7 protein-coding genes and 1 pseudogene are annotated in these 11,860 nt (G+C 65.7%); 6 read left to right on the top strand and 2 right to left on the bottom strand.

The window, feature by feature from the left end:
- Nucleotides 1-789, bottom strand: coding sequence for a thermonuclease family protein (locus tag RAD04_RS03310; RefSeq protein WP_179735506.1), 789 nt, complete (start codon nucleotides 787-789; stop codon nucleotides 1-3).
- A 200-nt stretch (nucleotides 790-989) separates the two neighbouring features.
- On the opposite strand from RAD04_RS03310, the gene RAD04_RS03305 reads away from it, so the two are divergent.
- The 4 genes from RAD04_RS03305 (at nucleotide 990) to RAD04_RS03290 (ending at nucleotide 5,935) form a co-directional block, all read left to right on the top strand.
- Nucleotides 990-2,588, top strand: a complete 1,599-nt coding sequence (locus RAD04_RS03305; protein WP_461622611.1) for a GMC family oxidoreductase — start codon at nucleotides 990-992, stop codon at nucleotides 2,586-2,588.
- A 7-nt stretch (nucleotides 2,589-2,595) separates the two neighbouring features.
- A complete protein-coding gene (locus tag RAD04_RS03300; protein WP_461622610.1) occupies nucleotides 2,596-3,042 on the top strand; it encodes a hypothetical protein in 447 nt (148 codons plus the stop codon).
- A gap of 92 nt (nucleotides 3,043-3,134) precedes the next feature.
- Nucleotides 3,135-4,145: a S1C family serine protease gene (locus RAD04_RS03295; RefSeq protein ID WP_461622609.1), complete on the top strand. Its 1,011-nt coding sequence runs from the start codon at nucleotides 3,135-3,137 to the stop codon at nucleotides 4,143-4,145.
- A gap of 59 nt (nucleotides 4,146-4,204) precedes the next feature.
- Nucleotides 4,205-5,935 carry an FAD-dependent oxidoreductase gene (locus tag RAD04_RS03290; RefSeq protein WP_461622608.1) on the top strand — a complete coding sequence of 577 codons (1,731 nt, stop codon included), beginning with the start codon at nucleotides 4,205-4,207 and terminating at the stop codon, nucleotides 5,933-5,935.
- 266 nt (nucleotides 5,936-6,201) lie between these two features.
- Here RAD04_RS03290 and RAD04_RS03285 read toward each other — a convergent pair.
- Nucleotides 6,202-9,690: pseudogene (locus tag RAD04_RS03285) on the bottom strand (indolepyruvate ferredoxin oxidoreductase family protein); the annotation flags it as partial.
- A gap of 152 nt (nucleotides 9,691-9,842) precedes the next feature.
- Between RAD04_RS03285 and RAD04_RS03280 the strand changes: the two are divergent.
- Both RAD04_RS03280 and RAD04_RS03275 read left to right on the top strand, forming a co-directional pair.
- Nucleotides 9,843-10,790 (top strand): hypothetical protein, encoded by a 948-nt coding sequence (locus tag RAD04_RS03280; RefSeq protein WP_461622607.1) that lies wholly within the window; start codon nucleotides 9,843-9,845, stop codon nucleotides 10,788-10,790.
- Between the two features lie 370 nt (nucleotides 10,791-11,160).
- On the top strand, nucleotides 11,161-11,859 hold the full coding sequence (locus RAD04_RS03275) for a cysteine hydrolase family protein (protein ID WP_461622606.1): 699 nt from the start codon (nucleotides 11,161-11,163) through the stop codon (nucleotides 11,857-11,859).
- The last annotated feature ends 1 nt before the right edge of the window (nucleotide 11,860 follow it).

The following is an 11,860-nucleotide window of genomic DNA, read 5'->3' as shown; positions in this document are numbered from 1 at the left end:
TCACTTCGGCCGGCGGCAATTGTAGGCCTTGCGGAAGCCGGCGGCCTGGGCGTCGTCCTCCGAGCAGAACCAACGGTCCGGCTTGGTGGTCGCCGGGTAGCTCGGGCAACCCCGCAAATGATAGATGCCGATATTGCCGGTGACGCGTGCGCGCACCGCGAGCTTTCCCTTGATGCTGCAACTCGGCGGCATCGTCAGCTCCTCCGGGAACAGCACGGCTCGAATTTCCTTGTCGCGGTCCGGGCGGCAGGCGGCGCCCAGCAGTGCGCCGTCCTTCTTGCCCGCGCGAAAGTCTTGCGGTGCAACAAAACAGCCCTTCCAGATCCCGGCGGCGGCTGACTTGGCCTCGGCCACGGCCGGCTTGACGTTCGCCTTGATCGGCTCCCGCGCGACGGCAAAGCCGAGCTTGACCAGCTGTTCGTTCAAGCTGGCCTTGTCGCCCTCGGCCGTGCAGATCGCGCGGTGCCGTTTGCCAAAGCTCTTCTCCGGCCCGACATCGTCACAGCGCACGGAGCGCTTGTTGATCAGCTTCGCCAGCTGGTCACGAGCCTCGATGCCGCAGGTCCAGGAATCGGCGTGGTCGTCGATGCAGACCTGGTCCAGCTCGGGCGCGTCGACGCCGTCGAGCCGGTAGGTGACGTCGCCAAGCTGGATGGAGTTGCCGTCGCGGACTGTCGCGGCGGCGGTCAGCGCGGAAGCCGGCTCGGAAGACGCCAGGACTCCGGACAAGGCGAAAAACAAAACGAGCGCAAAAGCGCGGGCGGCGGCAAAGACATTTCGGAAGGACATACGGTCTCGCTATCGATTGCTCGTGCGCCTGTTCCTAGCATCCGGATGTGGCGATACCAATGGTCTGCACCCTGCGAAGTGCGACATTCCGGCCCCGCGGCTTTACTCCCCGCCTGCTCTGACCCTATCGTTCGCAGGCCTTGCGGACTGTGCAGGCCGAATCGCCCGGGAAGCGGCGAGGGCGGGAGGAAAAGGTTGCGATGAAAGACCCCGTGGACGTCCTGATCATCGGCGCCGGCGCTTCGGGCGCGGCGGTGGCGTGGTCGCTGGCCGAGACCAAGATGCACATTCTCTGCCTGGAGCAGGGCGGCTGGATGAACCCGGCGGAATATCCCAGCACCGGCCGCGATTGGGAGGCCAAGTTCTACGGCGAGTGGTCGTCGAGCCCGAACGTGCGCGGCCGGCCCGAGGACTATCCGATCAACGACGACAATTCGCCGATCAAGGTCGTGAACTACAATGCGGTCGGCGGCTCCACGGTGATGTACACCGCGCACTGGCCGCGGCTGCATCCCTCCGATTTCAAGGTGAGGACGCTCGACGGCGTCGCCGACGACTGGCCGATCGATTACGACACGCTGACCCCGTTCTTCGAGGAGAACGATCGGATCATGGGCACGTCGGGACTATCGGGCGATCCGCTGTCGCCGCTGACGCATCCGCCGATGCCGCAACAGCCGCTCGGATTGTCCGGCGCCATCATCGGCAAGGCCATGAACAAGCTCGGCTGGCACTGGTGGCCGTCGGATACGACGGTCGCGACGATGGACTATGAGGGCCGGGCGCGCTGCATCAATCTCGGCCATTGCACGCCGGCCTGCGCGCAAGGCGCGAAATCCTCCACCGACATCACCTATTGGCCGCAGGCGATCCGCGCCGGCGTCGAGCTGCGCACGCATTGCCGGGTGCGCGAGATCACCACCGACGAGAGCGGTATGGCTTCGGGCGTGGTCTATTACGACAAGGACGGCATCGAGCAGTTCCAGCCCGCGCATGTCGTCATCATCGCCTGCAACGGCGTCGGCACGCCACGGCTATTGCTGAATTCGGCGTCCTCGCGCTTTCCGAACGGCCTTGCCAATTCGTCGGGCCTCGTCGGCAAGAATTTGATGTTCCATCCCTACGCACAGATCTACGGCTATGTAAAAGAACCGACCGATAGCAACCGCGCGCCGCCGACCTGCCTGTGGAGCAAGGAGTGGTATGACACGGACCCCTCGCGCGGCTTCGTGCGCGGCTATGGCGTTCAGTTCGTGCGCGGGGCCGGACCGGTGTTCGAGGCTGTCGTCAGCGAGCAAAAGGGCATTCTGCCCTGGGGCGAGGATCATCACCGCGTCTTCCGCAAGCTGAACGGCCATCGGCTCGGATTCTCCGCGATCTGTGAGGACCTGCCGGAGGAGCATAATCGCGTCACGCTCGATCCCGTCCTGAAAGACAGTCACGGCATTCCCGCGCCGAAGATCGACTACACCATCAGCGAGAACAGCCGGAAGATGATGGAGCATGCGCTGGCGCGCGGCCGGGAGGTTTTGGAGACCGCGGGCGCCACCGATATCTGCATCAACTCGCCGATCCCCTGGGGCGGTTGGCACCTGCTCGGCACCGCGCGCATGGGCACCGACCCCGAAAAATCCGTCGTCAACGAATGGGGCCGCACGCACGACGTGAAGAACCTCTTCATCGTCGACGGCAGCATCTTCGTCACGTCCGGCGGCGTGAACCCGACCTCCACCATCCAGGCCCTCGCGCTCTACATCGCCGACCAGATGAAGCAGCGCCTCGCCAATTTGTTCGACTGAGGCCGCCATGTCCGCAGACAATCTCACGCGCGCCCAACGCGACGACCTCCGCAGCATCGCCGCGATGATCGTTCCCGCGAGCGACGAGTACAAGGTGCCCGGCGCCGACGACCCCGCGATCCAGGCAGATATGCTCGCAACGCTTGGCCGCGATACCAAATTGGTCGTGGCCGCGCTGGATGATCTGGCGCGGCTGGCAGGAGCGCCGCTGGCCGAGCTCGATGCCACCAGGCGCGATGCGGTGGCGCAGGAGTTTCGCAAACACGGCGGCGTCGCCGCCGCGACGCTCGTCCGCGTCGTGCTGCAATGCTACTACCGCGACGACCGCGTGCTGGGTTCGCTGGGGATCGAACTGCGGGCGCCATTCCCGAAGGGCCATGTGCTTCCGGATGGGGACTGGTCGCTGCTCGACCCGGTGAAGGCGAGGGCCGGTACGCTCAGGCGGGCGCCCTAGCCATCCGGGCAGTCCAGCCCTGCGCGCCCGGCTGGCACCTTGCGCGGCCGGGCAAAGGCTACCATCTGTGTGAGCCTTCAAGGACTCTTGCCATGCTGGATTTCACCTCAGATATCGTCGATGACGCACCGTCGGCGGCCTCTGCCCCGGTCGACGACCGGGCGCTGCTGGACGCCTATTCCAATGCCGTGATCGATGTGACCGATCGGGTCGGTCCTGCGGTCGTGCGCGTCGAGACCGGACCAAAAGTGCCGAACGGCTGTGAGCGCGGCGGACTCGGCTCGGGCATCGTGATCTCGCCTGATGGCCTCGTCCTCACCAACAGCCACGTGGTCGGCACGTCGAAGGAGATCCGGCTGCGCGACGTCGAGGGCCATGTCGGCGAAGCCCAGGTGCTCGGTGTCGATCCCGACACCGACCTCGCGCTCTTGCGTGCCAATGGCGTGCGTGACTTGCCCTATGCCGCGCTCGGCAATTCCAAGACGCTGCGCCGCGGCCAGCTCGTGATCGCGATCGGCAATCCGCTCGGTTTCGAATCGACCGTGACTGCCGGCGTGGTCTCGGCACTCGGCCGCTCGATCCGCTCGGTCAGCGGGCGCACCATCGAGGACGTGATCCAGACCGATGCCGCGCTCAACCCCGGCAATTCCGGCGGCCCGCTGCTGTCGTCGAATGCCGAGGTGATCGGCATCAACACCGCCATCATCAACGGCGCCCAAGGCATCTGCTTCGCGGTCGCCAGCAACACCGCGCAATTCGTGCTGTCGGAGATCATCCGTCACGGCTATGTCCGCCGCGCCTATATCGGCGTCGCCGGACAGACCGCGCCGGTGCCGAGGCGGCATGCGGTGCTGGCCGGCATCGAAAACAAGATGGGCGCGCTGCTCGCGCAGATCGAGCCGGATGGTCCGGCGGCGAAGGCGGGCCTGCTGCCCGGCGACGTCGTGATCAGGCTCGACGGCGTCGAGATCAACGGCGTCGACGATTTGATCCGCGTGCTCGATCGTGACCGGATCGGCAGGCGCCTGGCCATGGACGTGCTGCGGCTCGGCCGCCTGCGGGCGATCGATATCGACCCGATCGAGCGCAAGCCGCGGCGCTAGCGCCGAAGGGGCGAGGCGAGGTATGACGGTGTCATGCCTCGCATTTGGACACTCGCCGCATGATGCCGGCGTATGAGACCTACGACGTCATTGTCATCGGCGCTGGTGCCGGCGGGATGACGGCGGCGGCCGTGGCCGCTGCGCAAGGCCAGCGCGTGCTGGTGATCGAGAAGACCGCGTTCGTCGGCGGCACCACCGCCTGGTCTGATGGCATGGTCTGGATCCCCGCCAATGCCAGGATGAAGGAGGCCGGGCTCTCCGACAGCGTCACGGATGCGGTCCAATATCTGTCGAGCACGGTGCCCGAGCCCGCCAATGCCGGCCTGCGCGCCGCCTTCCTCGCGCGCGGGCCCGAGGCGATCGCCTATCTCGAAGCCAACACGGAAGTTCGCCTTCAGCCGGTGAAGGCCTGTCCGGATTGTTATCCGGAGCGGCTGGGCGCAACGGCTGGCGGCCGCGTGCTGGAGCCGGTCGGTTTCGATGGCGCGCGGCTGGGCGAGGCTCTTGCGCGATTGCGGCCGCCGCTGCCGGAGTTCACGCTGTTCGGCGGGATGATGGTCGATCCTGTCGACGTTCCGCACCTGCGCAGCGTTGGAAAATCGCTGCGCTCGACCATGCGTGTGGCGCGGCTGGTCTCTCGATATGCGCTGCAGCGGCTGCGCAGCCCGCGTGGCACGTCGCTGCATCTCGGCAACGCACTTGCCGCGCAACTCTATGCTTCGCTGCTGGCGCGGCAGGTTGAAGTTTTCTTCAGCGTCGACGTCGAAGACCTCTTGATGCAGGGCGAACGCGTCAGCGGCGTGGTGATCCGTCATGGCTCCCGCGACCGGCCGATCGCAGCGCGCCGCGGCGTGGTGCTGGCGACCGGCGGCTTTTCGCACGATGCGAGCTTGCGCAAACGCTTCTTCCCGGCTGGCGCCGGTTTTATCTCGGCGGCCAGCACCTCGGCGACGGGCGATGGACTTCGCCTCGGAGCCACGGCCGGTGCCGCGCTCAACACGGACGCGTCCAGCCCGGCCTATTGGGTGCCGGCATCGCTATTCCGACGCAGGGACGGAAGTCGCGGCGTTTTCCCGCATACCGTGACCGACCGCGCCAAGCCCGGCGTGATCGCGATCAACGCAGTGGGCCGGCGTTTCGTCAACGAGGCGCTGTCCCACCACGAGTTCGTGCTCGCCATGCTCCGTCATGGCGATGGCGATCCGGACCGGCCGTTCTATTTGATCTGCGACCGCCGGTTCCTGTGGGCTTACGGCCTCGGCCGGATCAAGCCGTTCACGCGAAGCTATCGGCGCTATGTGGCGAGCGGCGAGCTGGTCGAGGCGCCTGATATCGCGGGACTCGCGGCGAAGATCGGCATCAAACCGCGGGTGCTGGCGGCGACGATCGCGAGCTACAACGAAGGCGCGAACGAGGGGCGCGATGGCGAATTCGGCCGCGGCAGCACTATCTACCAGCGCCATCTCGGCGATATCAGCCACAAGCCCAATCCCTGCGTTGCGCCGATCGTCCGCGCGCCGTTCTTCGCGATGCGCATCCATCCGGCTGATCTCGGCACCGCGATTGGTATGAAGGTCGATGCGCAGGCCCGCGTGCTGCGCGCGGACGGAGCGCCGATTGCGGGCCTCTACGCCTGCGGCAATGACATGGGCTCGATCATGAACGGGAATTATCCGGCGCCGGGGGTCACGCTGGGGCCGGTGCTGGTGTTTGGATATATCGCAGGAAAGCATTTGGCGGAGGGGAGCGTCACACGTGAGACCGCTGCCGGCGTGTCGGCGTCGGTTTAGCTATTTCCACCGCTGTCATGCTCCGCGAAAGCGGGGCATCCAGTACGCCGCGGCCCATCGGTTCAATCACAAACGCCTCGGAGTACTGGATCGCCCGGTCCCGGCTCCGCCAAGGCTACGCCGAGGCCCACACGAGCGCTTGGCACGCCGAAGCTTCAGCGAAGGCGGCAAGCCGGGCGATGACACTGAGTATGTGGCGAGACTCTGGATTGCTTCGTCGCAAGGGCTCGTCGCAACGACGCGCGGAAAGAGTGTGCGACCATTCGCTACTCCGCCGCCGCCGCAAAACGGCTGTTCTCCAGCTCCGCTTCCAGCCGCGCCTTCTCAGCCTCCGCCAATTTGATGTTGGCCTCCTTGACGTGGCCGAAGCCTCGGATGGTCTCCGGCACCCTCGCGAGCCTTGCCAGCAGCGGGATCTGCTCCGCTTTCAGCCTCGCGATCCGCTGATCGATCATGCCGAGATAATCCTCAACCAGCTTGCGCTCGGTCCGGCGCTCTTCGGTGCGGCCGAACGGGTCGAAGGCGCCGCCGCGCAGGAACTTGAGTTTGGCGAGAACGCCGAAGGCATGGATCATCCAGCCGCCGAACTCCTGCTTCTGCAGCCGGCCCGTCGTCTTGTCGCGCTTGGCGAAGATCGGCGGGGCCAAATGGTATTTCAGGGTGAAGTCGCCGTCGAACTTCTCCGACACCTTCTTCGCAAAGCTGCCGTCGGTGTAGAGCCGTGCGACCTCGTACTCGTCCTTGTAGGACATCAGCTTGAACAGATTCTTCGCGACGGCCTCGGTCAGTTCGGTTGACGCGGGCGAGGCGAATGTTTCTGCCTTGCGTACCTTGGCGACGGCCGCGAGATAGCGGTCGGCATAGGCCTTGTCCTGATAGCTGGTCAAAAACTCCGTGCGGGTCGCGATGATGTCGTCGAGCGACTTCGTCGGCGCCGACGCCCGGCTCTTGAACTGGAGCACGTTGCGCACTCGCGACATGTCGTGGGCGGCCAGGCGCCCCCAGGTGAAGGCGAGCTTGTTCATCTCGATTGCGGCACCGTTAATCTCAATGGCGCGCAGCAGCGCCTCCAGCGACAACGGGATCGCGCCCTTCTGGAAGGCAAAACCGAGCATGAAGGGGTTGGTCGCGATGCTGTCGCCCATCAGCGCGGCGGCAATGCCGGTGGCATCGATGATATCGAGGTTCTTGTCTCCGACGGCGTCGCGCAGCACCGTCTGCATCGTGCCCATCTCGAAGTCGAGATCGGGATTTTGCACGAAGCTCGCGGTCGGCTGCAGATCGGCGTTGATATAGGCTTTGGTCACGCCACGTTCGGCGCGGCTGAGCGCGGTGGGGCCGGCCGAGACAATCATGTCGCAGCCGAGGATGACGTCCGCGCCGCCCGTGGTGATGCGGACCGCGGAGATGTCTTCGGGCCTCCGTGCGATGCGGACATGGCTCATCACGGCGCCGTTCTTCTGCGACAGGCCGGTGAAGTCGAGCGCCGAGCAGCCGCGGCCGTCGACATGGGCCGCCATGCCGAGCAGGGCGCCGATGGTGATGACGCCGGTGCCGCCGATGCCGGTGACGAGGATGTTGTAGGGCGCGTCCAGCTCGCGTGCGGGCGGCAACGGCAAATCGGCGAATAGCTGGCCGGAATCGACCGCCGAGGTCTTCATGCGCTTCAGCGAACCGCCATGCACGGTCACGAAACTCGGGCAGAAACCTTCGACGCAGGAAAAGTCCTTGTTGCAGTTCGACTGGTCGATCTGGCGCTTGCGGCCGAACTCGGTCTCCAGCGGCTGCACCGAGACGCAGTTGGAGGCCTGCGAGCAATCGCCGCAGCCTTCGCAGACGAGTTCGTTGATGAAGGCGCGCTTGGCGGGATCGGGATAGAGGCCGCGCTTGCGGCGGCGGCGCTTTTCCGCGGCGCAGGTCTGGTCGTAGATCACGACGGTGAGACCCTCGATGTCGCGCAGCTCGCGCTGCACGGCATCGAGCTCGCGGCGGTGGTGGATGGTCGCGCCTTGCGGGAAGTAATTTCCTTGCGGGTACTTGCCCGGATCGTCCGAGACGATGGCCAGGCGCTTGACGCCCTCGGCCCAGACCTGATGCGCGATCTGCGCGACGTTGAAGGCGCCTTCGGCGGGCTGGCCGCCGGTCATCGCGACGGCGTCGTTGTAGAGGATCTTGTAGGTGATGTTGATGCCGGCGGCCGAAGCCGCGCGAAGGGCGAGAAGCCCGGAATGCGTATAGGTGCCGTCGCCAAGATTCTGGAAGATGTGCGTCTCGGTGGTGAAGGGCGATTGCCCGATCCAGTTCACGCCCTCGGCGCCCATATGCGAGATCAGATCGGTGCGGCGGGTCGGCATGCTCAGGGCCATGCCGTGACAGCCGATGCCGGCCATGGCGCGGCTGCCTTCGGGCACGCGGGTCGAGGTGTTGTGCGGGCAGCCCGAGCAGAAGAACGGCGTGCGCGCGAGCTTGATCTGCGTGCTGGTGGTGACAGGATTGTCGAAGGTCTCGAGCCGGGCGAGGCGCTGCTCCAGCACCGGGCTATGATGGCCGAGCTTGCGCAAGCGTGCCACCAGCGCGGAGGCGACGATGGTCGGCGTCAGCTCGCCTTCGCTCGGCAGCAGTGGCGCGCCGCGCTCGTCGCGCTTGCCTGTGATCGTCGGGCGCCTGGACGCATCGATATTGTAGAGGATGCGCATCAGCTGGTCTTCGATGAAGCCGCGCTTCTCCTCGACCACGAGCACGTCTTGCAGACCCTCGGCGAAACGCTTGGCGCCACTCTCCTCCAGCGGCCAGGTCATCGCGACCTTGTAGATGCGAAGGCCCAGATCCTGCGCGTCCTTGTCGGTAATGCCGAGATCGGCGAGCGCCTGGCGCAGATCGAGATAGGCCTTGCCGGTGGCGACGATGCCGAGCCGTGCCGGCTTTGAATCAAGCACGATGCGGTCGAGCTGGTTGGCGCGGGCGAAGGCCTGCACCGCGGCCATCTTCGGCCCGAACAGGCGCCTCTCGGCATCCAGCGGCGGATCGGGCCAGCGGATGTTGAGGCCGCCGGGCGGCATCTCGAAATCCTCGGGCAGCACGATCTTGATGCGTTCAGGGTCGCTGTCGATCGACGCCGAGCTTTCCACGGTCTCGCTGATCGCCTTGAAGCCGACCCAGCAGCCGGAGAAGCGCGACAGCGCGAACCCATAGAGGCCGAGATCGAGATAGTCCTGCAGCGTCGCCGGATTGATCACGGGGATCAGCGCCGCCGCGAACACCTGCTCGCTCTGATGCGCCAGCGTCGAGGACTGGCAGCCGTGGTCGTCGCCGGCCAGCGCCAGCACGCCGCCGTTGAGCGAGGTGCCGGCCGCATTGGCATGCTTGAGCGCATCGACCGAGCGATCGACGCCGGGGCCCTTGCCGTACCAGATGCCGAATACGCCATCGACCTTGGCGCCCGGAAACAGGCCGACCTGCTGGCTGCCCCAGACCGCGGTTGCAGCCAGATCCTCGTTCAGGCCCGGGACGAAGGCGATGTCATGCTGCTGGAGGTGCGACTTTGCGCGCCACAACGCGTGGTCGTACATGCCGAGCGGGGAGCCGCGATAGCCGGAGATGAAGCCGCCGGTGTTGAGGCCCTGGAGCCGGTCGCGTTCGCGCTGCAACATCGGCAATCGAACCAGGGCCTGCGTGCCGGACAGGAAGATCCGCTTCGATTCGAGCCGGTATTTGTCGTCCAGCTCGACCTGCAACAGCGTCATTTCGGCAGTCCTCGTTGTACTATCCGGCGAGGGATTTTGCGCCGCGGGAGGTTTGCGGCTTTGCGAAGCGGAAGATCGCAGTCAAGAGCATGGGCCCGCGAAGTCAATATCGCTGGCCGCATCCGTGGCGCTCCTGCTAGTCATGGCTTCCAGTGGAGAACATCATGGCTGCAAGCGCATTCGACACCGAGATCACAGCGACGGCCGAGGCCCTGATCGGACCGTGGCGCCAGCCGCGTCAGATGCTGCAAGCGCAAACCTACGACGCGCACGCGTCCATTCATGACGACGCCACCGCGCAGAAGCTCGGCTTCAAGGGCGGCACCATCGAGGGCCCGACGCATTTCAGCCAGTTCGCCCCGCTCGGCGCGCAGCTGTGGGGACGCGCCTGGTTCGAGACCGGCTGCCTGTCCGCGCATTATCGCAGCGTGTGCTATGAAGGTGAGGAGGTGCAGGCGATCCTGTCGAAGCCACTGCCCGGGACAAGCCAGTGCCAAATCCAAATGGTCAAGCGCGATGGCACGGAGGTGCTGCGCGGCTCGGCGTCCGTCGGCGAGCCGCACGCAGCGACGGCGCTGGAGGCGCGCCTCGCCGAGCTCAAGCCGTTCGCCGACCCCGTGATCCTGCGCGACGTCAAGGTGGCGCAGACCGGCAAGCGGCAGACGGTCCGCATGACGTTCGATCAGACCATGGGCGACCTTTATCCCTTCTCCCTCAGGCAGAAGCTCGCCGTCATCACCGAGAACTCGTCCTATTATTCCGGCGCGGACAATCCGTGGCGCAAGCCCATCATCCCGATGGAGATGCTGAGCGTGCTGTTCCAGTATCGCTCGAAGGACGATCCGCTGCCGGCCAAGGGGCCGGCCGTCGGCTTGTTCGCCGACCAGGAGATCCGGCTGATCAAGGGCCCGCTTTTCGTCGACGAGGAGTACGCGGTCGAGCGCGAGATCGTCGCGCTCTCCGGCAGCCGCCGCACGGAAAGCGCCTGGGCCAGGACGCGTGTGTTCGACAAGGCGGGCAGCATGGTCGCCACCATGCTGCTGAACATGGCGACGATGAAGGACTCCTATGCGCCGTACGAGGAAGAGTATCGGCAGCTGTATGGGGCGTAGGGGTGATGACTGCACCCTCTCCCCTTTGTGGGAGAGGGTGGCTCGCCGCGCAGCGGCGAGACGGGTGAGGGGTCTCTCTCCGCGGTGACGCTGACTATGGTACGCGCGGATAGAGACCCCTCATCCGGCGCTTCGCGCCACCTTCTCCCACAAGGGGAGAAGGGAAGAATGCTGCCAATCGGCCGCTCATCCCTTAGGCAAATGCTCTTCGCGAAGCCGTCGCACAGGGAATGAGCAGACGTCGATCTGCGTCCTAACCGTCTGAGCGCACTTCAAATTCTCTCGCCGCCCACGCTCCACCGCAATTGTACACAATGGCACGGCGCTTGCAGAACTCCGGCAAAGAGAGTTCTCGCGAGGGGCGGGCGTCATGCTGGACTCGAGCAAGTCGACATTGGGCGTCATCAGCGCCGAGCCCGAGCCCATCAAGCTCGATTGGCCGAGCACCGCGCTTCTCATCATCGACATGCAGCGCGACTTCATGGAGCCCGGCGGCTTCGGCGAGACGCTCGGCAACGACGTCAGCCAGCTTGCGCGCGCGGTGAAGCCGATCGGCACCGTGCTGACGGCGGCGCGCGACACCGGCATGCTGGTGATCCACACCCGCGAGGGCCATCTGCCCGATCTCTCCGATGCGCCGCCGGCGAAAGTCGAGCGCGGCGCGCCGTCTTTGCGCATCGGCGATCCCGGCCCGATGGGCCGCATCCTCATCCGTGGCGAAGCCGGTCACGACATCATTCCCGAACTCTATCCGCTCGACAGCGAGATCGTGATCGACAAGCCCGGCAAGGGCGCGTTCTACGCCACTGAGCTCTCCGACGTGCTGGAGAAATACGGCATCGAGAATTTGCTGGTGTGCGGCGTCACCACCGAGGTGTGCGTCAACACCACGGTGCGCGAAGCCAATGACCGCGGCTACCGCTGCGTCGTCATGTCGGACGGCTGCGCGTCCTACTTCCCCGAGTTTCACGAGATGGGCCTGAAGATGATCAAGGCCCAGGGCGGCATCTTCGGCTGGGTCGCAACCTCGGCCGCGGTTCTGGAGGCAATGAAGGTTTCGACCACATAGG

It is taken from the genome of Bradyrhizobium sp. 25ACV (assembly GCF_054863005.1).
Note: the sequence above shows the minus strand (reverse complement) of the source record. Positions and strands in the feature narration are given on the sequence as shown.

Excerpts from the sequence above, each read along its gene's own strand:
- RAD04_RS03310 (WP_179735506.1), bottom strand. The coding sequence starts at position 789 with ATGTCCTTCCGAAATGTCTTTGCCGCCGCCCGCGCTTTTGCGCTCGTT.
- RAD04_RS03305 (WP_461622611.1), top strand. The coding sequence starts at position 990 with ATGAAAGACCCCGTGGACGTCCTGATCATCGGCGCCGGCGCTTCGGGC.
- RAD04_RS03300 (WP_461622610.1), top strand. The coding sequence starts at position 2,596 with ATGTCCGCAGACAATCTCACGCGCGCCCAACGCGACGACCTCCGCAGC.
- RAD04_RS03295 (WP_461622609.1), top strand. The coding sequence starts at position 3,135 with ATGCTGGATTTCACCTCAGATATCGTCGATGACGCACCGTCGGCGGCC.
- RAD04_RS03290 (WP_461622608.1), top strand. The coding sequence starts at position 4,205 with ATGATGCCGGCGTATGAGACCTACGACGTCATTGTCATCGGCGCTGGT.
- RAD04_RS03280 (WP_461622607.1), top strand. The coding sequence starts at position 9,843 with ATGGCTGCAAGCGCATTCGACACCGAGATCACAGCGACGGCCGAGGCC.
- RAD04_RS03275 (WP_461622606.1), top strand. The coding sequence starts at position 11,161 with ATGCTGGACTCGAGCAAGTCGACATTGGGCGTCATCAGCGCCGAGCCC.